21 protein-coding genes are annotated in these 25,618 nt (G+C 74.4%); 11 read left to right on the top strand and 10 right to left on the bottom strand.

Annotated elements, in window-relative coordinates:
* Positions 1-2 precede the first annotated feature (2 nt).
* From ACFWI8_RS18465 to ACFWI8_RS18455, 3 genes are all read right to left on the bottom strand, one after another.
* Positions 3-317, bottom strand: coding sequence for a hypothetical protein (locus tag ACFWI8_RS18465; protein ID WP_387092369.1), 315 nt, complete (start codon positions 315-317; stop codon positions 3-5).
* 31 nt (positions 318-348) lie between these two features.
* Complete coding sequence (locus tag ACFWI8_RS18460) at positions 349-690, bottom strand: hypothetical protein (protein ID WP_387092366.1); 342 nt, start codon at positions 688-690, stop codon at positions 349-351.
* 162 nt (positions 691-852) lie between these two features.
* Positions 853-2,793 carry a polysaccharide lyase family 7 protein gene (locus tag ACFWI8_RS18455; protein WP_387092363.1) on the bottom strand — a complete coding sequence of 647 codons (1,941 nt, stop codon included), beginning with the start codon at positions 2,791-2,793 and terminating at the stop codon, positions 853-855.
* A 239-nt stretch (positions 2,794-3,032) separates the two neighbouring features.
* On the opposite strand from ACFWI8_RS18455, the gene ACFWI8_RS18450 reads away from it, so the two are divergent.
* Positions 3,033-3,818: a hypothetical protein gene (locus ACFWI8_RS18450; RefSeq protein ID WP_387092360.1), complete on the top strand. Its 786-nt coding sequence runs from the start codon at positions 3,033-3,035 to the stop codon at positions 3,816-3,818.
* 11 nt (positions 3,819-3,829) lie between these two features.
* Here ACFWI8_RS18450 and ACFWI8_RS18445 read toward each other — a convergent pair whose 3' ends face one another.
* A complete protein-coding gene (locus tag ACFWI8_RS18445) occupies positions 3,830-5,443 on the bottom strand; it encodes a hypothetical protein (RefSeq protein ID WP_387092357.1) in 1,614 nt (537 codons plus the stop codon).
* A gap of 137 nt (positions 5,444-5,580) precedes the next feature.
* Between ACFWI8_RS18445 and ACFWI8_RS18440 the strand changes: the two genes are divergently transcribed.
* Positions 5,581-6,540, top strand: coding sequence for a phosphotransferase family protein (locus tag ACFWI8_RS18440; protein WP_387092354.1), 960 nt, complete (start codon positions 5,581-5,583; stop codon positions 6,538-6,540).
* Here ACFWI8_RS18440 and ACFWI8_RS18435 read toward each other — a convergent pair.
* A complete protein-coding gene (locus ACFWI8_RS18435) occupies positions 6,530-7,213 on the bottom strand; it encodes a glycoside hydrolase family 11 protein (RefSeq protein ID WP_387092352.1) in 684 nt (227 codons plus the stop codon). The two genes, ACFWI8_RS18440 and ACFWI8_RS18435, sit on opposite strands and share 11 nt — an antisense overlap.
* A gap of 443 nt (positions 7,214-7,656) precedes the next feature.
* Between ACFWI8_RS18435 and ACFWI8_RS18430 the strand changes: the two genes are divergently transcribed.
* Genes ACFWI8_RS18430 through ACFWI8_RS18420 form a run of 3 tightly spaced genes read left to right on the top strand, consistent with a single transcriptional unit; the run spans position 7,657 to position 11,542 of the window.
* On the top strand, positions 7,657-9,003 hold the full coding sequence (locus tag ACFWI8_RS18430) for a hypothetical protein (protein ID WP_387092350.1): 1,347 nt from the start codon (positions 7,657-7,659) through the stop codon (positions 9,001-9,003).
* 56 nt (positions 9,004-9,059) lie between these two features.
* Positions 9,060-10,304, top strand: coding sequence for an AAA family ATPase (locus ACFWI8_RS18425; RefSeq protein ID WP_387092348.1), 1,245 nt, complete (start codon positions 9,060-9,062; stop codon positions 10,302-10,304).
* Positions 10,301-11,542 (top strand): VWA-like domain-containing protein, encoded by a 1,242-nt coding sequence (locus ACFWI8_RS18420; RefSeq protein ID WP_387092346.1) that lies wholly within the window; start codon positions 10,301-10,303, stop codon positions 11,540-11,542. Before ACFWI8_RS18425 ends, ACFWI8_RS18420 begins: the two co-directional genes overlap by 4 nt.
* On the opposite strand, the gene ACFWI8_RS18415 is transcribed toward ACFWI8_RS18420, so the two are convergent.
* Together ACFWI8_RS18415 and ACFWI8_RS18410 are read right to left on the bottom strand one after the other, a co-directional pair.
* A complete protein-coding gene (locus ACFWI8_RS18415) occupies positions 11,491-12,690 on the bottom strand; it encodes a sensor histidine kinase (RefSeq protein WP_387092344.1) in 1,200 nt (399 codons plus the stop codon). The two genes, ACFWI8_RS18420 and ACFWI8_RS18415, sit on opposite strands and share 52 nt — an antisense overlap.
* Positions 12,691-12,696: 6 nt before the next feature.
* Positions 12,697-13,353 carry a response regulator transcription factor gene (locus ACFWI8_RS18410; RefSeq protein ID WP_387092341.1) on the bottom strand — a complete coding sequence of 219 codons (657 nt, stop codon included), beginning with the start codon at positions 13,351-13,353 and terminating at the stop codon, positions 12,697-12,699.
* A gap of 124 nt (positions 13,354-13,477) precedes the next feature.
* On the opposite strand from ACFWI8_RS18410, the gene ACFWI8_RS18405 reads away from it, so the two are divergent.
* The gene (locus tag ACFWI8_RS18405; RefSeq protein WP_387092338.1) at positions 13,478-14,671 is read left to right on the top strand and encodes a serine hydrolase domain-containing protein; all 1,194 of its coding nucleotides are present in this window, start codon (positions 13,478-13,480) and stop codon (positions 14,669-14,671) included.
* Between the two features lie 72 nt (positions 14,672-14,743).
* Positions 14,744-15,232, top strand: a complete 489-nt coding sequence (locus ACFWI8_RS18400) for a glutathione peroxidase (RefSeq protein ID WP_387092335.1) — start codon at positions 14,744-14,746, stop codon at positions 15,230-15,232.
* Positions 15,233-15,234: 2 nt separating this feature from the next.
* Here the strand turns inward: ACFWI8_RS18400 and ACFWI8_RS18395 are convergent, their stop codons facing one another.
* Positions 15,235-16,215 carry a helix-turn-helix transcriptional regulator gene (locus ACFWI8_RS18395; protein WP_387092332.1) on the bottom strand — a complete coding sequence of 327 codons (981 nt, stop codon included), beginning with the start codon at positions 16,213-16,215 and terminating at the stop codon, positions 15,235-15,237.
* A gap of 56 nt (positions 16,216-16,271) precedes the next feature.
* On the opposite strand from ACFWI8_RS18395, the gene ACFWI8_RS18390 reads away from it, so the two are divergent.
* The 4 genes from ACFWI8_RS18390 to ACFWI8_RS18375 all read left to right on the top strand — a co-directional run bounded on the left by ACFWI8_RS18390 (position 16,272) and on the right by ACFWI8_RS18375 (position 22,506).
* Complete coding sequence (locus tag ACFWI8_RS18390; RefSeq protein WP_387092329.1) at positions 16,272-18,557, top strand: excinuclease ABC subunit UvrA; 2,286 nt, start codon at positions 16,272-16,274, stop codon at positions 18,555-18,557.
* Positions 18,558-18,672: 115 nt separating this feature from the next.
* Positions 18,673-19,347: a lytic polysaccharide monooxygenase gene (locus ACFWI8_RS18385; RefSeq protein WP_387092400.1), complete on the top strand. Its 675-nt coding sequence runs from the start codon at positions 18,673-18,675 to the stop codon at positions 19,345-19,347.
* A 240-nt stretch (positions 19,348-19,587) separates the two neighbouring features.
* Complete coding sequence (locus ACFWI8_RS18380; RefSeq protein WP_387092326.1) at positions 19,588-20,181, top strand: TetR/AcrR family transcriptional regulator; 594 nt, start codon at positions 19,588-19,590, stop codon at positions 20,179-20,181.
* Positions 20,182-20,283: 102 nt separating this feature from the next.
* A complete protein-coding gene (locus ACFWI8_RS18375) occupies positions 20,284-22,506 on the top strand; it encodes an MMPL family transporter (protein ID WP_387092323.1) in 2,223 nt (740 codons plus the stop codon).
* Positions 22,507-22,604: 98 nt separating this feature from the next.
* Here ACFWI8_RS18375 and bla read toward each other — a convergent pair whose 3' ends face one another.
* Positions 22,605-23,534 (bottom strand): class A beta-lactamase, encoded by a 930-nt coding sequence (gene bla / locus ACFWI8_RS18370; protein WP_387092320.1) that lies wholly within the window; start codon positions 23,532-23,534, stop codon positions 22,605-22,607.
* Between the two features lie 151 nt (positions 23,535-23,685).
* A complete protein-coding gene (locus tag ACFWI8_RS18365) occupies positions 23,686-25,590 on the bottom strand; it encodes a penicillin-binding transpeptidase domain-containing protein (protein WP_387092317.1) in 1,905 nt (634 codons plus the stop codon).
* Between the last annotated feature and the right edge of the window lie 28 nt (positions 25,591-25,618).

The raw sequence follows: 25,618 nt of genomic DNA, 5'->3' as shown, positions 1-25,618 counted from the left end.
GCTCAGGCCCGGCCGCCGGCGGCGGCGCGGACCATGGCGGCGCCGCCCTCGTTGCCGATGTTCTGGACGTTGCGGATCGCGGTGTTCTGCGAGGTCACGCTGTCGTCGTAGCCGGCGGCCTGCTGCTGGAAGATCCGGTCGCGCTCCTCCAGGGTGGCGCCGATCTGGGCGTCCACCTGGCCGGCGGCGACGAGGCCCATGATCTGCCGCTGCACGTCCTGCCAGATCCGGGTGTACTCGTCCTGCTGGCCGGCGGTCTGGGTCTGGATCGCGTCGAGGTTCCCGTTCCTGAACTCGATCATTCCGTTGAACGACATGGTCTCTCCTCTCGGGTGCCGTGGGGCACGGTCAGAACTGGGCGGCGATGGAGGTGTCGGCGGACACGTTGACGGGGAGCACACGACCCAGCGCGCCGTGCGCCGCGTCGTCGGTCTCCCTGCCGGTGGCGGACGTGGCGCCCAGGTCCAGGGAGAGCCCGTCCAGCGCGTTGGCGAGGGCCTGGCCGGCCCGCTGGAGGTTCTCGTAGGTCTCCACGGCGGTCGCGGTGCCCATGCCGTTGTAGGCGGCGCTGACCGTGCCGGCGTGCGCGCCGATGCGCGCGGAGACCGTCTCCATGTCGCTGTACGCGCCGGCGACGATGGCCATGACGCGGTCGACCTCTTCGGGCGAAAGCTTGACCTCTTCGTACATCGGAGCCTCTTCCTTCCGCGTGTGGCGGGTCGTTCGACCCGCTGAGTGGATGGAAGCAGAGCGGGTTCGGCAGGGGTCCCGAACTGCCCGGCCCCCGCCCCTGACGTGCGGAAACGGCCCGCCGGGGGGAATCCGGCGGGCCGTTCGGAAGGAGGGGACCGACTAGGCGGTCACCTCGTAGAACCGCACCCAGTCGACCTCGAACACGGCGGGGCGGAGGCCGCCCTCACCTGTGAAGTTGTCGAGCTGGATGTTGAGATGACCGGAGGGCATGTCCTGGATGTTCCCCCGGTCCTCGTTGGCGCCGTCCGAGTAGCGGAACCACTCCTCGCCGTCGACGTAGCCGACCAGCGCGTCCGGGGTCCACTCGAACGCGAAGTTGTGCCACTCGGTCATGTCCACGGGGCAGAGGTCGGCGCGTTCCTTCTCGTCCGTCGGGCTCTCCGGGTAGTGCATGAACGACGTGAGGCACTGGGCGTCCGGGTTGGAGTACTCCACCCAGTCGTACTCGCCGTTCTCCAACCGGTTGCCCGCCGTGGGCCAGATGAGGTGCAGCGGGTGGTAGGTCCCGCCGCTCGCCCCGACGTTGCGTGAGCGCGACCTGATCTCCCAGCGGCCGTACTGGGTTTCGAGGTCCTGCCGGAGCCAGCCCGTGTCGCCGTTGGCCTCGCCGGTCATGGTGAGGATGCCGTCGGCGACGGTGCTGTTCCTGGCGCAGCGGCGGCCGTTCTCGGCGTGCCCCGGCCAGCAGCCCTCCGTGCCGCCGAAGTCGCCCGAGGGCACGGCCCACCGCTCGGGGTCGACCGGTCCCGTGTAGTCGAACTCGTCGGAGATCGGATGCGGGGTGCCCCAGTCGTACCGGACGGCGGCCTGCGTCTCGTCGGTCGGCTGGTCGCCGTCCCCGTCGCCGTTGTCGCTGCCGTCGCCGTGGGTGACGGTCAGGTCGTGGATCTCCACCTCGCCGTAGTTGGACGAGCTGCACGGGGACGACCTGTCGCAGTTGGCCTGGGTGTAGGCGCCGGCCTTGAAGTAGTTGGTGGAGTCGGAGTGGTCGAGGGTCGTCTCCAACCGGCCGTTGTAGTAGATGTCGATCTCGCCGCCGCTCACCACGTACCTGACCTCGAAGACCGTGCCGAGCTCGTAGTCGTCGGTGATCAGGTGGTAGTTGGAATCGTCGTCGTTCGTGATCCAGAGCCTGGTGTCCTCGAGCCGGATCGTGGTGACGTCGTCGTCCCCGCCGTGGATCTGGGCGCCGACGACCTCCGGCTTGTCCTCGGGGAGGTGCGTGAACGCCTCCCGGACCGTCATGGTGTGGGTGCCGGACGTCGAGGACCACTCGACCTCGTCGCCGCCGCCCTCCTCCATCTCCCGCAGTTCGGACCGCGGGTAGCTGGAGCCGCCGGTGGTGACGCCGTTGACGGGCGCCCGGAACCGCACCGCGTCGCCGGCGTCGTTGACCGTGAAGTAGGGGTCGTGGGAGTAGCCGTCGAGCTCGGGCTGGAAGATCTCGGTGGGGTCCTCGTCCTCCCCGACGGGCAGCGTGACCTTCCAGTCGCTCAGGTCGAGGACCTCGGACGGAAGTTCGGCGCCGCCGCCCCCGCCCCCGCCCCCGTCCCCGTCGTCGTCGCCCGAGCCGCTCCAGACCTCCACCTCGGTAAGGCTGTTCCAGTCGCCCTCGCCGTCGCCCTCGTAGCCGTGGCCGAGGTAACGGATCCTGGAGGTCTGGACGGGCTCGAACTCGTACGACTCCAGGGCGGTCGTCGTGCCGCTGCTCTCGCCGTCGTAGACGGTGACCCAGCGGGACCCGTCCCAGTACTGGAGCTCGAAGACGTTCTGCCGGCTGGTGCCCTTGTAGACGGCGAGCTTGACCTCGCTGACCGTCCTGGTCGCACCAAGGTCCAACCGCAGCCAGGCGCCGTCCCCTTCGCCGGACCAGCGGGTGCCGAGGTTGCCGTCCACGACGTTCGCCGGCCGGTTCTCGTCGCTGGTGCTGGCCGTGACGGCGCTCGCGCCCGGCGTCAGCTCCTCCTCCGCCGCCTGCGCGCTCGTCGGCGCGACGAATGCCGCCGTTCCCGCGAGGAGAAGGGCGATCGCCAACGGCAACCGCCCGCCTCCCCTGGGAGCGGAGCGGGACAAGTGGGTATGTCTCACGTGGATCGTCCTCCGCGTTCGAGTTCGCCCTCGACCCCGGTCGTGGAGTGCCGCCGTGGCCGTGCGGGCACGTCGGTGGTGACCGTAGACCGGGTGCTTCGAGAGGGGTGCCGAGGAACCTGGGGCAGGGGTGCGCCAGGCGTCGGCGGCGGGCGGTAGTCTGGTCGTCACACACGGAGAGGGGTCGGGCCGTGCCGTTGCCGGCTTCCAGCTCGTCGCGCAAGGTCAACATCCTGCCGAGGGACTTCGGCAGCCTGTCGCGCGGACTTCCGTCGTCGGCCGAGCCCGGCACCCTGTTCGTCCTGGGTCAGAACGGTGGCATGAGCGTCGCGCCCGACGCGGACTTCCCACTGGTCTTCGGGCGCAGCGAGGACGAGGCCCACGTCTGCGTCGGCCTGGGCGATCCGTACGTCAGCAGACAGCACGGGCGCATCACGCGGGAGCACGCGCGCTGGGCCCTGTACAACCAGGGCCGGCTGCCGATCCGGCTCTCCCCCTCGCGTCTCGTGCTCAGCGGCGACCGGGCCGAACTGCCCAGCGGCTACACGCCGTTGTTCATCCTCGGCCCGAGGCAGGAGCACCTGCTCGAAGTGCGGATCGCCGCGCCCTCGGCCCCCGGCGTGGAGAACGAGGCCAAGACATCAGGACCCAAGCTGTGGCCGCTGCGGCCCGACGAGCGGCTGGTCATCGTCTGCCTCGGTCAGCGATACCTGCGCAACGAGCCCTATCCGCAGCCGCTGACCTGGAGCCAGGTGGCGGCAGAGCTCAGCGAGTTGCGCCCCGAGGAACGGTGGAGCGAGCGCAAGGCCGCGCACATCGTGACCAACGTCCGCAAGCGGCTGAGCGGTTCGGTGCCCGGCCTGCTGGAGGAGGACGTCCCACCACCGGTCGGCAACACCCTCAACCACAACCTGATCATGGAGCTGCTGATCAGCACCACGATCCTCAAGTCGGACCTCGAACTGCTCGGCGACTGAGGCGCGCCCGGTCAGGCGACGGGCCGGTTCCCCAGCCCGAGGTGGAAGCGGAGCAGCCGGACCCGCTCCCGGCCGAGCGCGTCGGCGGCGTCGGGCAGCCGCGCGGCGAGTTCGTCCGCCGTTTCGCCCCTGGGCATCGAGTAGGTGGTGGCCGCCTCGCGGGCGAGCCAGGCCGCGATGTCGCCGCGCGCCCGGCCGCGCATCGGCGGCGAGGGGTCGGCGACGAGTTCCAGGTCGACCAGCAGGCGGGTCCAGGGGTCCCGCTCCCGGAGCAGCCGGTAGGCGGCCATGCGGACGTGCCACGGGTTGCCCTCAGCCACGAGCTTCCTGAGGGGACCAGGGGCGAGGCCCGACGCCCACGGGCGCAGGGCCGTGGAGACCTGCCGGGTGACCGAGCCGGAAGGGTCGGTGAGCATGGCGAGGAGGGTGTCGGGGTCGGTCGCGCCAAGACGCCGCAGCGCGCGCACCGCCTCGGCGCGGCCGCGCGGCCGCGGGTGGTCGAGCCGGGCGCGGACGAGGTCGGCGTCCGCGGCGACGCCGGTCTCGCCCAGGCCGGCGATGGCCCCCGGCGCGGGGTGGGGTGCGCCGACGAGGGCCCGGTACCGCGCCGCCGGGTCGGTCCCGGCCCGGCGCAGCGCGGCCTGGGCGACGGCCCGCACGGTCGGGTGGCGGTCGGCGAGCGCGGCCTCGGCGGCGGCGACGTCACCGACGCGGGCCAGCGCGTACAGGGCCTCGGCGCGGACCATCGCGGTGCCGTTGGTCAGCAGCGGACGGACCAGGTCTGGGGTGCCGGCCGCGACCGCGGTCCGCACCGCGGCCTCCGCGCAGCGCAGTCGGGTCGGCAGGTCGTCGTCGCGTTCGGCGGCGTGCAGCATCCGGGGCAGGTCGAGGCGGCCGGCGGCGAGCGCGGCCAGGTGCGCGGCGCGGCGGGTGGCCCGGTCCCGCGCGGCGAGCGCGGCCGCCAACTGCTCGTCCGATCCCTCCCGGAACACGGCCTCCACGCGGTCGGCCAGCCAGCGACCCGCGCGCCGGTCCCGTAGTGCCAGGGCGACCGCCGCGGTCGTGACCAGGGCCTCGCCGGAGGGTTCGGCGAGGCGCCGTTCGAGCGCCGCGCGGGACCGGTCACGCACCACGGGCACCCAGTCGATGGCGCGCAGGGCCAAGGCCGGCAGCGCCAGCGCGTCGTCGAGCTCGGCGAGCGCGGTGACGGCGGCCTCCCGCACATGGCCGTCGGGATGCGAGGCGGCGACCGTGAGCCCCAACGGTGACGACTCGTCCCGCATCAGCCGTCGCACGGCGTCCGCCGACCAGCGCGGGGCGTGCCACCACGCGCGCCGGGCCGCCTCGTCGAGCGCGGTCCACAGCCGTGGACCCGCCGTCAGCAGGATCCGCTCGGCCTCCGCCAGCACGACCACATCGCCGTCACGGTCGACGGCGAGCAGCAGGGCGGCCAACTCCTGTGCCGCGCCGGCCCGGCGGGACTCGACGGCGGCCGCCACGTCGCGGAGGCGTGCCGTGGTCGGCCGGTCGGGCAGGTCGTCGCCGCCCGGGCGCACCCAGGCGGCGCGCGCGTCGGCACGGGCACGCAGGCGCTCCAGCAGTTCCTCTCCGAGGCCGCTCCCCACGACTTCCCCTCCCGTTCCGTGGGCCGGTTCTTTCGCCCGGCCCCGCTGCGAGAATCTCCCGTTGTGCGGCGAGCGCGCGAGCGGTTTTCGGTGGTGAGGGCGCGACGCGCGGCCGGCCGTCGCGGTGGAATGTCCCGGTGACGGATGACGAGTTGACGCGTCGGGCGCTGGACGCGTTCCGGGTGGTCGTGGAGCGGGACGGGGCCGGGCCGGTGGAGTCGCGGTCGGGGGCCGGGGTGTGGGCCGTGCGGACGGAGCGGGGGGAGCGGGCGTTCCTGAAGGTCACGGCGGCCGGGGCCGGAGCCGGGGCGCTGGCGGGGGCGCGGCGGGAGGCGCGGTTCTACCGGGAGTTCGGCGGCACGGTGCCGGTGCGGGTGCCGCGGCTGCTGGGGGTCCTGGAGGGCGCGGCGGGGGTGGCGCTGCTCCTCGCCGCGGCCGGGGAGTCGCGCGATGCGGCGTCCTGGAGCGCGGGGATGTGGGCGCGGCTCGGCGGCCAGCTGGCGGCGTTGCACGCCATGTCGCCGCCGGTGGGCGGCGGTTGGGAGCGGCCGGAGCCGCTGCTCGAGGCGCTGGCGGCGCCGGTCTCGCGGGAGGTCGGGGAGTTCTGGGCCCCGTCGGGGCCGTGGCTGCCCGCGGTGCTCGACTGCCGCGCCGAACTCCGGGCGGCGGTCGGGGCGTCGCCCCCGGCCTTCGTGCACGGCGACTGCCACACCCACAACATCACGCACGGCGCGGGCGGGCCGGTCTTCTGCGACTGGCAGTCCGCCGGGGTCGGCCGGGCGGCGACGGACCTGGCCTTCCTCAGCGTGCGCGCGACGCCGTCGGGGGTGGTCGTGCCCCGCGCGCTGGTGGACGCCTACCTGGCGGGCCGCGCGGGAGACCGGCGGGCGCTGGAACGGGCGGTCCTGGCCGAGGAGTTGGCCACTCTCGTCTTCCTCTGGCCGCCGTTCGCCGCGTTCAACGACCCGGAGGGGATCGACCGGGTCCGGCGCCGGGCGCGCCGGCTCGCCGAACGCTTCCTCGGCGGGGCGTGCCGCCCCGGGGCCCCCTCCCGGAGCCGGGGGAGGGGGCGGTCGGGAGGGAACCTCAGCCGCTGACCGTGAGGTTGGAGCTGCCGCTGCTCTGGTAGCCCTCGGTCGCGAGGATCATGTAGTAGTTGAAGCTGCCCAGGGCCATGCCGGCCCGGGACCAGGCGTCGAAGTGGTTGCCGGTGGTGATGGTGCCGCCGGTCCGCCTCGACTGCCGCACGCTCCAGAACTGCGGGAAGGTGCGGGTGCCCTCGACGGAGGGGGCGTTGTAGCGCATCGTGTGGTAGATGTCGTACGTGCCGCCGTCGCTGTTGACCGTGCCGCGGTGGGTCCCGGTGGGGCGGTAGTTGCCCCAGCTGTCGACGATGTAGTACTCGACGAGCGGGTTCGACGTCCAGCCGTAGAGGCACAGGTAGCCGTTGCCCGACGGGCTGAAGCCGCCCGAGTAGTTGACGTTCCTGCGGCTGCCGTTGCTCCAGCCCTTGCCGCAGACGAAGTTGCCGGTGTTGCGCCACGAGGTGCTGTAGTTGCCGCCGGAGCCCAGGGTCATGGAGACGGTGTTGGGCGCGTCGGTCCAGAACGAGTAGTAGAAGCCGTTGTGGGTGCCGGTCTGGTTGGTGGTGATGGTCTGGGCGTGGGCGGTGCCGGGGACGACCAGCGCCGACGTGACCAGGGCCAGCGCGCCGGCCCCGATGAAGGTCCGGCGGTTGAGCGGGTGGATGGGGGTGTTGTCCGGGGACACTCTTCCTCCTCGTGAAGGCTGGTGGGAGGTGCCAGGGCGGCACCGACCGCGCGCGGGCGTCGTGAGACGCGACGGCGTTCGGTGACGTGTCGGGGCGGGCCGGTGCGGGTGCCCTGGATCGACGGCGGCTCTAGCTGTCGATGCCATGTCAATGTGGGGCTCGACCCTCGAACTGTCAACAGCTTCCGCAAGGATTACGGAAAACTGTTGAACCGTCAGCCTGCTCGTCAAGTGGAGGTATTCGCTGGTCAGTTGGTCGATAATGGTCGCAGGAGGTGCGTCGGAGTGGGGAGGGTGGCGCTCGATCGCGATCGGCACGCGGAGAGTTCCTGAAAAATTTTCGGAAGCCTTCCGGTCGCTCTTGACGGCGCGGGTAAGCTCCTCGCGATGATGAATCACTCCGAGATCAGATCGGAGGTCCCATCCGCGACAGGTGAGTGCTGATGCTCACTCGGACCGTGTATGAGGACTCCCACCTCTCCCGCTGGCTGCGCGTGCGAACGTTCGCCGTGCCGCCCACCGTGATCGAGACCGCGACCGCCCGCCGGCGCGCCGGCGACTGGGCGGGGGCCTGTGCGGCCGCCGGTGTCGACGTCGAACTCACCCCACGCGCCGTGGCGCGCCGCCACGGCCGGGTGCTCGCCGACCAGGTCCGTGCCGACCTGCGCCGGCTGGCGCCCGACCTGCTGCGCTGGCACCTGCCCAGGGTCGCTCCCGACGGACTCCTGCGGCCGGGGCTCACCGTCCCGCTGGCCAGGTACGTCACCGACGGACGAGACAGCCGCGCGGCGCCGCACCTCGTGGTCAGGACCCCGCCGGCCTGGGCGGCCGGTGGCCAACGGCTCAGCCTGGCGCTGTGGCACGGCGCGGAACCCGAGCCGGCCGCCCGCCAGCACCCGCACCCACGGCCCAGCCGACGGTTCCGCCTCGACCTGCACCGGCACCTCTGGGACGCCGAACGCGCCCACGAACTGCGCACCAGGGCCGGGGCCGACCGGCAGCCCGAGGAGGGCCGGCTCGTGCCGGACCCCGCCGAACGGTGGCCGGCCGAGGCACGGATCCTGCTGCGCGCCGAAGGGCGGTCGAGCGGCTCCGTCGCCGCCCGCTGCGCGGCCCGCCAGTGGCTGGTCCTCGACCTCGACGGGGATGCCCCGCCCGGGGTACGGATCACCACGAAGCCCACGGACGGCCGGGGCGCCACGCTGCCGATGCTGCCGGAGGCGGCGATCCAGCCGCTGCCCGACCTCGAACTGGTCCGCGCCGGACTGATCGAGGTCGACCGGCTGCACCCGTTGGTCGCCTCGGCGCTGGCCCCCGACCGCCCACCATCCGACCCGCCGCCGGCCGACCCGGCGCGGCAGGCCCGGCTGGTGGAGTGCCGGGGAGCCGGCCACCGGATCGGCCTCGTCGACGGGACGCTCGTCCCGCTGGACCACGACCCGGACGAGATCCGGCGCGAGGAGCTGCTGGCCGCGCTGGGCGGCACCCCGCTGCCCTGCCTCGGGGCCGTCCACGAGGCGCACCGCCGCCCCGACCAACTGGCCGCCGTCCGCGAGCGCCTGGCGCACGGCGACACCGCCGGCGCCCTGGCCGTCGTCGAGGGTCTGCTCGGCCCAGAGGCGCTGCTGCCCGGCGGCGCGCTGCGGGACGAGCTCGAGGCCGCCGCGCGACGGCGCGTCGACCACGGCCTGTTCCGGGCCGGCCTGGCCGGCCCGGGGCCCGGCCGCGTCCTCCTCCCTGGCCGGCCCCGGCCCGACGGCCACCGCACACGTCCCCGGCACGCCCGCTAGCGGCGCCGGCGAGCCACCGAACCCTGCCCCTTCCCACCACTCACAGGTGATGACGCATGCCCATGACCAATGCCATGACCGATGCCACGATCGACCAACTCGACGTCGCGGGGGAACTCCTGGCCCTGCTGCGCGACTCGACCACCGAACCCCGCCCCGACACCCAGCTGGAGGCCCTGACCCTGGCCGTCGCCGCCGACCTGCCCGTGCTGCTGTGGGGCGAGCCCGGAATCGGCAAGACCGCGGCCCTCACCCAGCTCGCCGCGGCCCTCGACCTGCCGCTGACCACCGTGATCGCCAGCGTGCACGAGCCGTCCGACTTCTCGGGCCTGCCCGTCGTCGGGGACGACCCGGCCACCCAGGGCGTGCCGATGGCCCCGCCGGACTGGGCGGTGCGGCTGGCCCAGGCCGGCCGCGGACTGCTGTTCCTCGACGAACTCTCCACCGCCGCGCCCGCCGTGCAGGCCGCCCTGCTCCGCCTCGTCCTGGAACGGCGGATCGGCGCGCTGCGCCTGCCGCCCGGCGTGCGGATCGTCGCCGCCGCCAACCCCAGGTCCTCGGCGGCGGACGGCTGGGAGCTCAGCCCGCCGCTCGCCAACCGCTTCGTGCACCTGACGTGGACCCACGAGCACGAGGTCGTCGTGCGCGGCCTCGGCGGGACCTGGCCCAGGGCGACGCTGCCCCGGCTCGACCCGGCGAAGCTGCCGGAGGCGGTGGCCTTCGCCCGCCGCGCCGTCTGCGGGCTGCTCGCCGCCCGGCCCACGCTCGTACACCGGCTGCCCACCGGCGAGGCCCGGCGCGGCGGCCCCTGGCCCTCGCCGCGGAGCTGGGAGATGACGCTCCGCCTGGTCGCCTTCGCGACCGCCGCCGGCTCATCCCGCGAGGTGCTCTCGCAGCTCGTCAGGGGCACCGTCGGGGACGGCCCCGGGCTCGAACTGCTGGCCAGCCTCGACCGGATGGACCTGCCCGACCCCGAGACGCTGCTCGCCGACCCGGCCGCCGCGGTGCTGCCCGAGCGCGGCGACCTGCGCCAGACCGTGCTAGAAGGCGTGGTGGCCGCGGTCCGCGAACGCCCGGAGCGTGCCCGCTGGGACGCGGCGTGGACGCTCCTGGTCAAGGCCGTGGAGACCGGCGCCCCCGACCTCGTGGTGGCCCCCGCGACCACGCTCGCCACGCTGCGCCGCGGGGACTGGGAGGTCCCGGCGTCGATCGAGCGGCTGGCCGGCACGGTGGCCCTGTCCCGGCGCGCCGACGAGGCGGCGGCCCGGATCGCGGCGGTCTCCGGGCGGGCCGGCCGATGACGGCGAACCCGCCGGGGGCGCTCGACCTCGACAAGCTCCACGCCGCCCGGCTGTACGCCGCCCGGGCCCGGCCCTACCTGGCGACGGCGCTGTTCGCGCTGCACGTCGTCGCGTCGCGCCGGGTGCCCACCATGGGCGTCGACCGGTACTGGCGCTGCTACGCCGCCCCGGCGTTCGTGGCGCGGACCCCGGTCGAGGAGCTGGCCGGGGTGTGGGTGCACGAGGTGTCGCACCTGCTGCGCGACCATCACGGGCGCGGCGACCGGCTCGCCCGCGAGCGCGGCCTGGTCGGGCGCGGGGACCGGCTGCGGATGAACATCGCGGCGGACTGCGAGATCAACGACGACGTGTTCGGCGACGGCCTGCCCCGCCCGGCGGGCGCCGTCACGCCGAAGTCCCTGGAACTGCCCGAGGGCGGGCTGATGGAGGAGTACCTCGACCGGATCCAAATCGCGCCCCACACCCAGCACCTGGCCTGGCTGGACTGCGGCAGCGGCGCCGACGGCCTGGCACGGGAGTGGGAGCTGGGCCCGGACGGGGCGCACGGCCTCACCGAACACGAGCGGGACGCCGTGCGGTTCCGGGTGGCGCGGGGCATCGTCGGCGAGCCGGGCGACGCCCCGGCGGGCTGGCGGCGCTGGGCCGATGAGGTGTTCCACCCGCCGCAGCCCTGGCGGGAGCTGCTGGGGGCCGCCGTCCGCTCGGCCGCCTCGGGACCCGGCGTCGGCGACGACTACACCTACGGCCGGCCGTCCCGGCGCTCGACCGGGGTGCCGCGCGCGGTGCTGCCGAGCCTGCGACGCAGGCCGCCCCGGGTGGCCGTGGTCGTCGACACCTCCGGGTCGGTCAGCGACGCCGAGTTGGGCAGCGCGCTGCTCGAGGTGGCCGCGATCTCCCGCGCCGTGGGCGGCCGGCGGGACCAGGTGACCGTGGTGTCGTGCGACGCGGCGGCCCGGGTGGCGCACCGGCTCTGCGCCGACGAGGGGATACCGCTGGTGGGCGGCGGCGGCACGGACCTGCGCGCCGGGTTCGCCAGGGCGCTGGGCGGCCCGGCCCGCCCCGACGTCGTCGTGGTCCTGACGGACGGCCAGACGCCGTGGCCGGAGACGCCGCCACCGTGCCGGACCGTCGTCGGTCTCTTCCGCCGGACGACGGGCGCCGGCCGGCGGGTCGAGAACAACCGCGGCTACCGGCCGGACGCGCCGCCCGGCTGGGCCCGGGTGGTCACCATCGGGTGAGGGTGGGGCGGCCCGCCACCGCCCGGCAGGTGGACGGTGACGTCGAGTCCGCCGCCGGGCAGCGGGGTCAGGCGCAGCGTCCCGTGGTGGGCGGTGACCACGGCCTGGACGATGGACAGGCCGAGCCCCGAACCGTCCTCGCCGTGGACGCGTGACCCGTCGCCGCGGACGAACGGTTCCACCAGGCGGTCGGCGGTGGCCGGGTCGATCACCTGACCGGTGTTGACCACCCGCAGCCACGACCGGCCGTCGCCGGTCGTGCCGGTGGAGACCTCGATCCGGCCGCCGGGACGGTTGTGCCGGACGGCGTTGCCGACCAGGTTGCCCGCCATCCGCTCCAGCAGGACACGCCGGCCGCTGACCGGCGCCGGCCGCAGGGTGGCGTCCACCGTCAGGGCGCGGGCCGCGACGTCGCGGGCGGCGGCGTCCAGCGCGTCGCCGGCGACACCGGACAGGTCGGCCGGCCGGAGGGGGCCGCCCGCCCCGGCCTGACTGCGGGCCAGCAGGAGCAGCCCGTCCAGGGTGCGCTGACTGCGCGCCGCGGCCTCCCGCACGTCGTGGGCCATGGCGATCAGCTCGTCCCTGTCCGGCCGGCCGTCGAGGGTCACGTCGACGGCGGTGCGGATGGTGGCCAGCGGCGTGCGCAGTTCGTGCGCCGCGTTGGCGGTGAACAGGCGCTGGCCGCGCAGGCCGTGTTGGACGCGGTCCAGCATGCCGTTGACGGTGGTCGCCAGCGCGGCGAGCTCGTCGGCGGGCGCGGCGACCGGGACCCGCTCGGAGAGGTTGTCGGCCGACAGCCGCCGCGCGGTGGCCGCGATGACCCGCACCGGCCGCAGGATCCGCCCGGCCAGCCACCGGCCGAGGACGGCGGCCAGCACCGTCACCACGGCGAGGGCGACGGCGGCCTGGGTGAGGAACGCGGACAGGGCCAGCTCCCGCACCCGGTCGCCCGCCGCCAGCGCCTGCTCGGGCAGCGGCGGCGGGGGAGGCCCGCCGCCCGTCGTGGTGAGGGAGAGGAAGCCCGTCCGGCGGCCGAGGTACCGCCGCATCAGCAGATAGGTCAGGACGGACAGGGCGAGCCCCGCGGCCAGCACCAGGGCGGTGAGCAGGAGGGTGAGCCGGCCGCGGGCCGTCAGCTGCCGGGGCACGTCACGTCACGACCGGACGCGGTAGCCGGCTCCGGTGACCGTGTCGATCAGCGCCGGGTCGCCCAGCTTGCGGCGCAACGTCCCCACCGTGATGCGGACGGCGTTGGTGAACGGGTCGGCGTGCTCGTCCCACACCTTCTCCAGCAGCGTCTCGGCGCTGACCACGACCCCGCGGGCGGCCAGCAGCTCGTGCAACACGCCGAACTCCTTCGGCGTCAGGTGCAGCGCCCGACCGCCGCGCTCCGCCAGCCGCCGCGCCGGATCGAGCACGACATCCGCGGCGCGCAGCACCGGCGGCCGGGCCGGCACGCTGCGCCGGGACAACGCCCAGACCCGCGCGACGAGTTCGGAGAAGGCGAACGGCTTGCTCAGGTAGTCGTCGGCGCCCATGGCGAGGCCACCGACCCGGTCCTCCACCGAGTCGGCGGCGGTGAGCATGAGGACCCGGTGCCCCCCGTCCCCGGCGAGGCGCCGGCACACCGTGTCCCCATGCACCACCGGCAGGTCCCGGTCGAGCACCACCACGTCGTACGGCGTGTGGGCGCACTTCTCCAGCGCCGACGCGCCGTCGCCGGCCAGGTCGACGGCGAAGCCGTGCCTGCGCAGCCCGGCGGCCACGTACCTGGCCAGCGGCTGCTCGTCCTCGACCAGTAGAACCCGCATGTCCCCGAGTGTGCCGACGCCGGCCTATGGACCGCGTATGTAAAGGCGATCGGTGGCCGAGCGGCACCGGCCGGTAGAAGTTCGCAACGTCCCGTCTCCGAACCCGAGTCGAAGGGTGACGTGCATGAACACCACTCGCCGTACCGTCCTGGGCGCCCTGGGCGCCTCCGCCGTCGCGGCCACCACCACCGGCGTGGCGCCGGCCGTACCCGGGGCCGTCGGGGCCACGTCCGGCCGCGTCCCACGGGAGTTGCGGCCCGGTGGCGCGTTCGACGAGTTCCTGCGGGTGGAGGCCGAGCAGGGCCGGTTCTCCGGCAGCGTGCTGCTCACCCACCACGGGCGGCCGGTGCTGGCCCGCTCCCACGGCATGGCCGACCGCGAACGGGCCGTGCCCAACGGCCCCGACACCGTCTTCGCGCTGGCCTCGGTGACCAAGCTGTTCACCGCCGTCGCCGTGGCCCGACTCGTCCAGCGGGGCCTGGTCGCCTACCAGGCGACGGTCGGCACCTACCTCGACGGCCTCGCGGCCGAGGTGGCCGACCGGGTGACCGTCCACCACCTCCTCACCCACACCTCGGGCCTCGGCGACCCGTTCCAGATGCCGGGGTTCTGGGACGAGGCGCCCGGCTGGAGCAGCGTCGAGGAGGTGATGGCCGGCTACCTGGCCTTCATCAGGACCGACCGGCCGGCGTTCCCGCCCGGCGCCCGGCACGCGTACAGCAACGCCGGCTACCACCTGCTCGGCGAGATCGTCGCCGCGGTGTCAGGGCAGCCGTACCACGACCACATCAGGGAGCACGTCTTCGAGGCTGCCGGAATGGCCGACTCGGACTTCCACACCAAGCCGCGGTGGCGCACCGACCGTCGCATCGCCCACCCCTACGTCCGCGCGGAGTCGGGCGAGTGGGAGGACGTCCTGGAGGAGCGGCTGTTCGTCGGCACCCCGGCCGGGGACGCCTTCGCGAGTTGCGGCGACCTGGCCCGGTTCGCGCACGCGCTGACGGGCGGGGAGCTGCTCGACGCCGGGCACACGGCGATCACGCTCGGCGGGAAGGTGCCGCCCGCGCCCGCCGGCGGCGGCGGTGACGGCGGCCCGGCCAGGACGGTGTTCCAGGCGTACGGGCCGACGGCCGCGCTGGAGCGGGGCCAGTGGGTGGTCGGGCACGGCGGCGGCTCCCGGGGCATCTCGACCAGCGTGGACCTCTTCCCCGACACCGGCTGGGTCGCGGTGGTCCTCGCCAACCACGACGTGCCCCTGGGGACCATGCCGGCCGTGCCCGCGAAGGCCAGGGAGCTGATCGTCGCCGTGGGGACCTGAGTCGGCCGGCGCCCGCGGCCACTGCCAGACTGTGACCGGCTGACAGACCAGTGGAGCGGGAAGGGGTATGGAATGTCCGTACTGGACACCGAGATCGGCGCCCTACGGGGCGGCCCGGCCGACCTCGCGCAGTACCGGGGCAAGGCGGTCCTGATCGTGAACGTCGCCTCCAAGTGCGGGCTGACCCCGCAGTACGCGGCCCTGGAGGAGCTGCAGCGCCGGTACGCCGCGCGCGGCTTCACCGTGCTCGGCGTGCCCTGCAACCAGTTCATGGGGCAGGAGCCGGGCACCCCGGAGGAGATCGCCACCTTCTGCTCCGCCACCTACGGCGTCACCTTCCCGCTCACCGAGAAGGTCGACGTCAACGGCGAGACCCGCCACCCCCTCTACGCGCGACTGACCGAGACGGCCGACGCCGACGACTACCGCGGCGACATCCGCTGGAACTTCGAGAAGTTCCTCGTCGCGCCCGACGGCACGGTCGCCGCCCGCTTCGCCCCGCAGACCGAGCCGGACTCCGCCGCCGTCACCGCCGCCGTCGAGGCCGCGCTGCCGGCCTGACGTCACGCCCTCGGCCCGACGTCACCCCCGGCCGGTGGCACGCGGCCGGCGCCGCGCAGCAGGCGCTCGGCCGTGGCGGCGAGGTAGCCGGCGAAGCCGGCCGGCTCCTCGACGGTGAACTCCAGGTCGGTCAGCACGAGGACGGTCGCCAGCCACTCGTAGGAGTCGACGTCGGCGGTGTAGCGGCAGCGCCCGTCGTCGAGGGGGTGGAGGGTGCCGTCCACCCGGTGCAGGCGGGCGGCGGCGTCCCGCGCGTCGGCGTGCAGGACGAGCACCACCTGATGGGCGCTCGGGGCCCGGAAGCGCCGCCGCAGGTGCTCGGCGAGGTCGTCGGCCGGCAGGTCGCGGGGCGGGAAGACGTCCCCGGTCGGGCGCGGCCCGGCGATCCGGTCGAGCCGGAAGGTGCGCCAGTCGCGACGGTCGAGGTCCCAGCCGAACAGGTACCAGCGCTGCCGCAGCCGCACCAGCCGGAACGGGTCGACGGTACGGCGGGACGAGCCGCGTGGGCCCGTGTGGTCGAGGACGACGCGGCGCCGCGCGGCGATCGCGGCGGCGAGGTCGCCCAGCGTCTCCGGGCTCGGCTGCGGGTGCCCCGGGGCGCCGACCTCCACCGCGGCCAGCAGCTCGTCCGTCCGGCGCCGCAGCGGGGCGGGCAGCACGCGCCGCAGCTTGGCGGCGGCGCGGTCCGCCGCCTCGGTACCGCCGGCCGCGGCGAGCCGCAGCCCCAGGGCGGTGGCGATCGCCTCGTCGTCCTCCAACATCAGCGGCGGCAGCGCCGCGCCGGCGACCAGCCGGTAGTAGCCGCCTGGTCCGCGCACGCTCTCCACCGGATACCCCAGGGCGCGCAGCTGCTCGATGTCGCGGCGGAGCGTGCGCGGGGGCGCGCCCAGGGCCGCCGCGAGCTCGCCGGCCGCCCAGCGCCGACCCGTCTGCAACAGCGAGAGCAGCCGCAGCATGCGCTCCCTCGGCGTGGCGGCGGTCACGACCCACCTCCAGATAGTGGCCAGGATCCGGCCACAACCGATCGTAGCGTCGAGGTATGGAACGAGCGGACTGGATCACTGTCGAGGGGGCGCGCACCCACAACCTGCGCGACGTGTCGTTGCGGGTGCCGAAGCGGCGGCTCACCGTGTTCACCGGGGTCTCGGGCTCCGGCAAGTCCTCGCTGGTCTTCGACACCATCGCCGCCGAGGCGCAGCGCCTGGTCAACGACACCTACCCGCTGTTCGTCCGCAACCGGCTCCCGCAGCACCCGCGGGCGGACGTGGACCGGCTCGACGGGCTCGTCTTCACCACCGTCGTCGACCAGCGCCGCTTCACCGGCAACGCGCGCTCCACCGTCGGCACCGCCAGCGACCTCGCCCCGCTGCTGCGGCTGGCGTTCTCCCGGGCCGGCCGGCCGTCCGCCGGGTTCACCCCGGCCTACTCCTTCAACGACCCGGCCGGCATGTGCCCGCGCTGTGAGGGCCTGGGCGTGGTCGACGACATCGACGTCGAGGCGCTGCTCGACCGGTCGAGGAGCCTGCGCGAGGGAGCCGTCAGGTTCCCCACCTTCGCGCCGGGCACCTACCGGTGGAAACGCCTCGTCCACGCCCGCCTGGTGGACCCGGACACGCCGCTGTCCACGCTCACCGACGCGGAGCTCGACACCCTTCTCCACGCCGAGGGAGTGCGGCCGACCGACCCCGACCCCGAGTACCCGAGGACCGCCCTCTTCGACGGCGTCCTCCCCCGGCTGCGGAAGGGCTATCTGCGCCGCACCCCGGCCCGCCTCACCGAGGCCGAGCGCGACGCCCTGGCCCGGGTGGTGGCCAGGCGCCCCTGCTCCGAGTGCGGCGGCACCCGGCTCGGCGAGCGGGCGCGCGCCAGCCTGATCGAAGGCCGTTCGATCGCCGACTGGTCCGCGCTGTCCGTCACCGAGCTCCGGCACGTGGTCGCCGCCGTCCGGGAGCCCGCCCTCGCCCCGCTCGTCGCGGCCATCGGCCAGCGCCTCGACGCCCTGGACGCCGTCGGGCTCGGCTATCTCAGCCTGGACCGCGGGTCGAGCACCCTCTCCGGCGGGGAGGCCCAGCGCGTCAGGATCGTCCGGCACCTCGGCAGCGCGCTCAGCGACGTCGCCTACGTCCTGGACGAGCCAAGCGCCGGCCTGCACCCGCACGACGTCCACCGGCTGCTCGACCTGCTCGGCAGGCTGCGCGACGCGCACAACACGGTCCTCGTCGTCGAGCACCACCCGGCCGTCATCGCCGCCGCCGACCACGTCGTCGACCTCGGTCCTGGCGCCGGGAGCGCCGGCGGCACCGTCCGGTTCGAGGGCTCCCCGGCCGAGCTGCGCGCCACCGACACGCCCACCGGCCGCCTGCTCCGCACCTCGCTCCGGTTCGGCGGCCGGACGCGGACCCCGCGCGGTTCCGTGCGGATCGAGCACGTGACCGCCCACAACCTGCGTGACGTCACCGTCGAGCTGCCGCTGGGCGTGCTCACCGCGGTGACCGGCGTGGCCGGCTCCGGCAAGAGCACCCTGTTCGCCAGGGAACTGCCGAAGCGCCACCCGGAGTTCGTCGTCATCGACCAGGCGCCGCCGGGCGGCGGCGTCCGGTCGACGCCGGTCACCGTCCTCGGCGTCGCCGAGGCGATCCGCGACACCTTCGGCCGGGCCACCGGGCTGCACCCGTCGTGGTTCAGCGCCAACGCGCGCGGCGCCTGCCAGGTCTGCGGGGGGAAGGGCGTGATCGTCACGGACCTCGCCTTCCTCGACGACGTGCGGACGACCTGCGACGCCTGCGAGGGCGCCAGGTTCAACCCCACGGCGTTGGCCGCCACCGTGCGCGGCCACAGCATCGCCGACGCCCTCGCGATGAACGCGGCCGGGGCCGTCGCGCTCTTCGCCGACCGGCCCGACGTCGTCCGCCGCCTCGGCTGGCTGGACCGCGTCGGGCTCGGCTACCTGGCCATCGGCCAGAGCCTGGACACGCTCTCCGGCGGCGAACGGCAGCGGCTCCAACTCGCCCGGCACCTCGGTCGGTACGAGGAGACCGCCGAGGAGCGGCGGATCGTGCTCGACGAACCCACCGCGGGACTGCACGGCAGCGACGTCGACCGCCTGGTCGCCCTGCTGCGTGAACTCGTCGACGACGGCGCCACGATCGTCGCCATCGAGCACCACCAGCGGCTGATCGCCGCCGCCGACCACGTCATCGACATCGGCCCCGGCGCGGGCCCGGACGGCGGCACCGTCGTCTTCCAGGGCCCGCCGAGCGCGCTGGCCCGGGCGGCCGGCTCGACCACCGGCCGCCACTTGCGCGCGGCGCTCGGCGACGGCTGACCGGTTGTTCGGCAGAGAACGTTTCAATCGTGTGTCGGGAAGGGAAAGGGCCCATAACTGGGAGCGCTCCCAAAGCACCGGACATCCACCCCCCTCCGGACGAGGAGTCGCAGTGTTGACGCTACGACACGATCGCACCGACGCGCGCCGCTGGACCTTCCGGGCTCTGCTGGCGGTGCTGGCCGCCGCCATGCTGTTCGTGACGCCCTGGTCCAGCCCCTCCGCCACCGCCCACGGCTCGACCGCCGCCCCGGTCTCCCGCAACTACGGTTGTTGGCAGCGCTGGGGCAACGACTTCCAGAACCCGGCCATGCAGCAGCAGGACCCCATGTGCTGGCAGGCGTGGCAGTACGACACCAACGCCATGTGGAACTGGAACGGTCTGTACCGCGAGGGCACGAACGGCAACTACCAGGCCTTCATCCCCGACAACCAGCTGTGCAGCGCCGGCCACACGCAGGACGGCCGGTACAACTCGCTCGACAACCCGGGCGCCTGGCGGACGTCGGCCATCGGCAACAACTTCACGGTCAACCTCGTCGACCAGGCCTTCCACGGCGCCGACTACCTGCGGGTCTATGTGACCAGGCAGGGGTACAACGCGCAGACGGACGCCCTGGACTGGGGTGACCTGGAACTGCTGGCCAACACAGGCAGGTACGCCCCCGCCGGCAACTACACGGTCAACGTCAGCGCGCCGGGCCGTTCGGGACACCATGTGGTCTACACGGTCTGGAAGGCCTCGCACGCGGACCAGATCTACTTCCTCTGCAGTGACGTGACCTTCTGAGCCACTTCCAGGACAGCGCCACCCGAGGGCCCCGCCCGGACGCCGACCGCGTCCGGGCGGGGCCCTTCCCGGTCGGCCCTCCGGTCGGCGCCGGCCGTCGACACGGTGTGTGGCGGAACGGTTCGTTTGCGTTCCGGTGAGGAGACGGCCTAGGCTCGCATCATCGAAACGGTCGCGGATCGAACCGCTGTCGTATCGATGTCACACGGCTGAGCGACGCGTGCCCCGGAGGCGCCGGTGATGACAGTCAGGGCGGTATCGAGAAGGCGCTACTCCCGCCTCACCCCGGAGCGCGAGCGGGCCCTGCTGGAGGCCACGTTGCAGATCGTCCGGGAGAAGGGGTACGAGCAGCTCACCCTGGAGGAGGTGGCGGCCCGCACCAGGAGCAGCAAGGCCACGCTCTACCGGCAGTGGGGCGACAAGCGGACGCTGGTGGCCAGCGCGCTGCGCGCCTCCGGGCCCATGACGGCGGAGCACGCCGACACGGGGTCGCTCGCGGGCGACCTGCGGCACTGGCTGACGCACTTCGCGGAGCAGGACTCCGACCTGGAGGTGCTGGTCGGGCTCTACCGGACGGCGCTCACCGACGCGGAGGCGCTCGACGTGCTGCGCGAGGTCGTGATCGACCGGGACTTCGCGCCGGTGCGGCAGGCGGTGGCGGCGGCGGTCGAGCGGGGGGAGATCTCCGCGGAGGGGCCCGCCGTGTCCTATCTGACCCACCTGCTGATCGGTTGCCTGCTGGCCGGCCCCCTCGTGGACGCCGGCGACTGGGACCTCGACGCCATCCTCCGTTACCTCGACCGGGTCATCCTTCCCGTTCTCGCCCTGCGGTAGTTCCCGCGGCGGGCAGATCCCCACCGGGCCCGCGGTGGCACCCCACGTGCCGGGCCCGCTTCTTCGCCAGGTCGATTTATCACCCGATAGGAGACTTACGCGGTGGCTACCCTTCTCTACCGGCTCGGCCGCTGGTCCTTCCGGCGCCGCTGGCTGGTGTCGTTCCTGTGGATCGTGGTCCTCGTCATCGCCGGCGCCGGCATGATGAGCGGCTCGGGGCCCGCCTCTTCGACGTTCACCGTGCCCGGCACGGAGGCACAGCGGGCGTTCGACCTGCTCGACGAGCGCTTCCCCGGGGCGGCCGCGGACGGGGCGAGCGCCCGCGTCGTCTTCCGGGCGCCCGAGGGCGACCGGATCACCTCGGACGAGCACCGGGGCGTCGTCGAGGACGTCGTCGCCGCGCTGACCGGGAGTTCGTCCCGGGTCGCGGCGGTGACCGATCCGTTCACCACGGACGGGGCGGTCAGCGGCGACGACCGCACGGCCTACGCCCAGGTGAGCTACACCGAGCCGTCGAACGACCTGACCGACGCCGACCGCGAGGGCCTGACCGAGGCCATGGACCTGGGCCGCGACGCCGGACTCACCGTGGAGGGCAGCGGCGACGCGCTCGCCGTCGAGCCGGAGGTCCTCGGGCCCACCGAGGTGATCGGCGTGGGTGTCGCCGCGGTGGTGCTGTTCCTCGCCCTGGGGGCGCTGGTGGCCGCGGGGCTGCCGCTGCTGACCGCGCTGGTGGGCGTCGGCATCGCCTTCGCCGGGGTGGCGACCCTCTCGGGGCCGCTGGGGCTCGACAGCATGACGCCGATCCTGGCCGTCATGATCGGCCTCGCGGTGGGCATCGACTACGCGCTGTTCATCGTCTCCCGCTACAAGCACGAGCGGGCCGAGGGGCGTTCGGCGTACGACGCGGTCGGGGTGGCCGCCGGCACGGCCGGCTCGGCCGTGGTCTTCGCCGGCCTGACGGTGGTCATCGCGCTGGGCGGCCTCTTCGTGGTGAACATGCCGATGCTGACCAAGATGGGTCTGGCCGCGGCCGGGGCCGTGGTCGTCGCCGTCGCGGTCGGTCTTACCCTGCTGCCGGCCCTGTTGGGCTTCGTCGGCGACCGGATCCTCGGCCGGGGCGACCGGCGCGCCAGGGAGTCGGCCGCCACCGGCGGGCCGACGCTCGCCGTGCGCTGGGTGCGGTTCGTGATGCGCCGTCCGCTGGCCGTGCTCCTGGTCGCGGTCGCGGGGCTCGGGGTGGTGGCCCTCCCCACTACGGGGCTGCGCCTCGGGCTGCCGGACGACGGGGCGCAGCCGACGTCGACGACGCAGCGCCAGGCGTACGACATGCTGGCCGACTCGTTCGGCCCCGGCTTCAACGGTCCGCTGCTCGTCGTGGTGGACGCGACGCGCGCGGAGCAGCCGCAGCGGGTCGTCGAGTCGGTCGCCGACTCGCTCGCCGGGCTCGACGGGGTCGCGGCCGCGACGCCGGCCGCCCCCAACCAGGACGGCGACACCGCCACCGTGACGGTGATCCCCGACACCAGCCCGACCGAGGCCGGGACCGAGGACCTCGTCGACCGGATCAGGGCGGGGGTGGCGGACGAGGCCGCCGCCGAGGGGGCGGATGTGCTGGTCACCGGGCAGACGGCGCTGAACATCGACGTCTCGCAGCGGATGCAGAGCGCCCTCGTGCCCTACCTGGCGCTGGTCATGGGGCTGGCCTTCCTGCTGCTGATCCTGGTGTTCAGGTCGATCCTGGTGCCGCTGAAGGCGGCCCTCGGCTTCCTGCTCTCGGTGCTGGCGTCGTTCGGCGTCGTCGTCGCGGTCTTCCAGTGGGGCTGGGCGGCGGGTCTGCTGGGCGTCGAGCAGCCCGGGCCGATCATGAGCCTGATGCCGATCCTGCTGATCGGGATCGTGTTCGGCCTGGCGATGGACTACGAGGTCTTCCTGGTCAGCCGGATGCGGGAGGCGTACGTCCACGGGGCCTCGCCGCGCGACGCGGTCGAGTCGGGCTTCGGGCACGGGGCCCGGGTCGTCGCCGCCGCGGCGGTGATCATGATCAGCGTCTTCGCCGGCTTCATCGGCTCTCCCGAGACGATGATCATGACGGTGGGTCTGGGGCTCGCGGTGGCCGTCCTCTTCGACGCCTTCGTGGTGCGGATGACCATCGTGCCCGCCGTCCTCGCGCTGCTCGGCGAGCGGGCGTGGTGGCTGCCGAAGCGGCTCGACCGGGTGCTGCCCAACGTGGACATCGAGGGCGAGGGGCTCAAGGCCAGCCTCTCCGCCGCCGCCGAACCGGCGGCGGAGAGCGAGAAGGACGGCCTGAGCCGCTCCCTCTGACGACGCACTGACGACGCGCACTGACGGCGCACTGACGGCGGATCGGGACGGTGCCGGCACCGGCTTCGGCCGGTGCCGTGCCGGTCCCGGTCGTTCCGCTAGCGGCCGAGGCCGGCCAGGGCCACGGTGGCGGCGCGGGCGACGAGGGCGTCGTCGCGTTCGGCGTTCTCCTGGTCCCGGCCGGACATGACCGCCATGACGACGGGGTTGCCGCCGTCGGCCGGCCACAGCACGGCGATGTCGTTGCGGCCGCCGTAGCCGGCGGTGCCCGACTTGTCGGCGACGGTCCAGTCCTCGGGGACGCCGGCGTGGATCAGGGTCTCGCCGGTGGTGTTGGTCGCCATCCAGGTGGTGAGGAGCTCGCGTTCCTCCCGGTCCAGCACGTCGCCCAGCAGGTAGGCCCGCAGGTCGCCGGCGAGCGCGCGCGGGGTGCTGGTGTCGCGGACGTCGCCCGGGGTCCCGTCGCTCAGCTCCGGCTCGATCCGGTCCATCTCGGTGACGTCGTCGCCGAGTTCCTCCAGCGCCACCTCCAGTCCATCGGGGCCGCCGAGCGCCTCGAACAGCAGGTTGGCCGCCGTGTTGTCGCTGTACCAGAGGGTGGCGGCGGACAGCTCGCGCAGGCTCATCCCGGTCTCGACGAAGTTCTCCGTCACGGGCGAGTTGGGCACGATGTCGTCCTCGGAGTAGGTGACCACCTCGTCCATGCCCTCGACGCCGTACCGCTGGAGCGTCGCGCCCACCGCGAGCGCCTTGAACGTCGAGGCGAACGCGAACCGGTCGTCCGCCCGGTAGGCGACCTCCCGGCCGGTGCCGGTGTCCAGCGCGTACACGCCGAGCCGCGCGTCGAACTCCTCCTCAAGATCGGCGAACCCGCGTTCGGTGTCCGCCGCGGACGCCGGCGCGGCGGCCGGCGCCTCGACGGCGCGGGTGGGCTCGGCCTGCTGTCCGCAGGCCGGGAGCGCGACGAGTGCCAGCACGCCGGCCACCCGGGCGGCGGTGCCCCGGCGCGGGCGAAGCGGATGTGTCATGGACGAACCTCCACGGTGTGTCGAAAGACCTCAGCGATCGGTGGCCGGAGGAGAGCCCCGGCGACGACCAGCCTTCGGGGGGACGGGCCCCGGCGTCCAAGACGCCGGCGCGCGGTTCCATGCCCGATCGGCATAGTCGCCCGGACCGGGCCTAGAGAGCGCCCAGGAAGTCGGCGGCGACCGGGCCCGCGTCGCTGCCGCCCGAGCCGCCGTCCTCCAGGACCACGGCGAAGGCGAGGTCGCGCTCGCCGAGGAAGCCGATGATCCAGGCGTTGGTGGACAGTTCACCGTCCTCGTCCGCGAACTCGGCGGTGCCGGTCTTGCCGTGCGGCTCGCCCGGCACGCCCGCCAGCGCGGCGGCGGAGCCGGCCGTGACGGTCTCGCGCATCATCGACCGCAGCGCCTGGAACGTCTCAGGGGCGAGCTCCGCTGGGGCCCGGTGCGGCTCGTCGACGGCGGCCGGCACCAGCACCGGCTGGTGGAAGGCGCCCTGCGCGACCGTCGCGGCGACCGAGGCCATCACCAGCGGGCTGGTCTGCACCCTGGCCTGCCCGATCAGCGACGCGGCCAGCTCGTTGTCGCTCTCGGCGACCGGCACCGAGCCGTCGAAGGTGGCGGCGCCGACGCTCCACTCGCCGCCGATGCCGAACGCCTCGGCGGCGCGGCTCAGGGTGTCGGGCGCGAACCGGTCGCGGTGGTCGATCAGGGCCGTGTTGCAGGAGGCGGCGAACGCCTCGCGCAGCGTGGTGTCCGGGCCGAGCTCGAACTCGTCCTGGTTCTCGAAGGACTGCCCGTCGACGGTGACGGTGCGCGGGCAGCCGAGGACGTCGTCCGGCGTGGCGCCGCCCTCCAGCAGCGCCGCGGCGGTCACCACCTTGAAGGTGGAACCGGGCGCCAACTGCCCGCGCAGCGACCGGTCGAACCCGTCGAGCGGCCAGTCGGCGGCGGCCAGCACCCGCCCGGTCGAGGGCTCGATCGCCACGATCGCCCCCTGCCGCCCGGCGCTCTCCAGCGCGGCCTCCGCGGCGGCCTGCGTCGCCGGGTCGATCGTGGTCTCCACCGGGCTGCCGTCCGTGCCGCCCTCCCAGGCGTGGAGCGTCTCCACGGCCGCGCCCGACGCCCGGTCCGCGACCACCACGGCCGCCGAGCCGGCGCCCGAAAGCTGCTCGTCGTACCGCTGCTGGAGACCCGAGACGCCGGCCCCGGTCTCCGGGTCGAGCGCGCCGACCACGGCCCGCGCGGAGCGCGCGAGCTGCCGGGTGCCTGCCACGGACTCCAGGCCGGGCACGGCCCGCAGCGCCTCGGCGTGCTCCTGGAAGACCTCGTCCCGCAGCGTCACCACCGCGACGGCCTGTTCCGGCACGGCCGCCGCAACCCGGTCGGCCAGCGCCCTGGTGTCGATGCCCACGTCCAGCGCCTCAAGCGCCGCCCAGGCGGCCGCAGGATCGGTGAGGTCCGCCGGCCGGACCGCGAGGTCCCAGACGGCCGACGGGCCGGCCAGCGGGCTGCCGTCGGCGGCGAGTATCGGCGCGCGCTCGGCCTCCTCGGTCGTCAGCACCAGGGTCTGGCCCTCGGCCAGCTCGGGGTGGACCAGCGCCGACTCCCACGCCACCAGCCAGTCCGCACCGTCACCGTCACCGGGTCGCATCGGCGCCGTCGACTCGTACGACCACGCGCCGAGCCCGGGCAGCGTGAACGTCGCGGTGAACGACACGACCAGGCCCTCCACGTCGCCCTCGGCGTCCCTCCCCATCGGCTCTGGCTCGCCGGCGAGGGCGAACTCCACCCGCTCCGGCCGGGTGTTCTCCCGCACGGACTCCAGCAGCGACCGCGCCGCCTCGGGGTCGTCGGTGAGCCCGGCCGCCGCTTCCAGGTCGTCGGCCGCCCAGGCGTCCAGGAACCGCCGCGCCCCCTCGGCCGCCGCGTCACCACCGCCGTCCCCGTCGTCCCGGCGCAGCACCAGCGTCACCACCACCGCCGCCGCGAACACCGCCACCACGAGCGCGAGCACGCCGCCCACCCGGGCGCCCCCGCGCCATCGGCCGTTCCGTCCCATGCCGATCCTCCGCTCTCTTCTCCGGGTC

Source organism: Streptomyces sp. NPDC127098, from assembly GCF_042722465.1.
Classification (GTDB): domain Bacteria; phylum Actinomycetota; class Actinomycetes; order Streptomycetales; family Streptomycetaceae; genus Streptomyces; species Streptomyces millisiae.
The sequence above is the reverse complement of the archived record's forward strand: the minus strand, read 5'-3'. Positions and strand labels throughout refer to the sequence as shown.

Bases quoted from the DNA above. Each gene is read 5' to 3' on its own strand.
- ACFWI8_RS18465 (WP_387092369.1), bottom strand. From the start codon at position 317: ATGTCGTTCAACGGAATGATCGAGTTCAGGAACGGGAACCTCGACGCG.
- ACFWI8_RS18460 (WP_387092366.1), bottom strand. From the start codon at position 690: ATGTACGAAGAGGTCAAGCTTTCGCCCGAAGAGGTCGACCGCGTCATG.
- ACFWI8_RS18430 (WP_387092350.1), top strand. From the start codon at position 7,657: ATGCTCACTCGGACCGTGTATGAGGACTCCCACCTCTCCCGCTGGCTG.
- ACFWI8_RS18425 (WP_387092348.1), top strand. From the start codon at position 9,060: ATGCCCATGACCAATGCCATGACCGATGCCACGATCGACCAACTCGAC.
- ACFWI8_RS18420 (WP_387092346.1), top strand. From the start codon at position 10,301: ATGACGGCGAACCCGCCGGGGGCGCTCGACCTCGACAAGCTCCACGCC.
- ACFWI8_RS18410 (WP_387092341.1), bottom strand. From the start codon at position 13,353: ATGCGGGTTCTACTGGTCGAGGACGAGCAGCCGCTGGCCAGGTACGTG.
- ACFWI8_RS18405 (WP_387092338.1), top strand. From the start codon at position 13,478: ATGAACACCACTCGCCGTACCGTCCTGGGCGCCCTGGGCGCCTCCGCC.
- ACFWI8_RS18400 (WP_387092335.1), top strand. From the start codon at position 14,744: ATGTCCGTACTGGACACCGAGATCGGCGCCCTACGGGGCGGCCCGGCC.
- ACFWI8_RS18390 (WP_387092329.1), top strand. From the start codon at position 16,272: ATGGAACGAGCGGACTGGATCACTGTCGAGGGGGCGCGCACCCACAAC.
- ACFWI8_RS18380 (WP_387092326.1), top strand. From the start codon at position 19,588: ATGACAGTCAGGGCGGTATCGAGAAGGCGCTACTCCCGCCTCACCCCG.
- bla (WP_387092320.1), bottom strand. From the start codon at position 23,534: ATGACACATCCGCTTCGCCCGCGCCGGGGCACCGCCGCCCGGGTGGCC.
- ACFWI8_RS18365 (WP_387092317.1), bottom strand. From the start codon at position 25,590: ATGGGACGGAACGGCCGATGGCGCGGGGGCGCCCGGGTGGGCGGCGTG.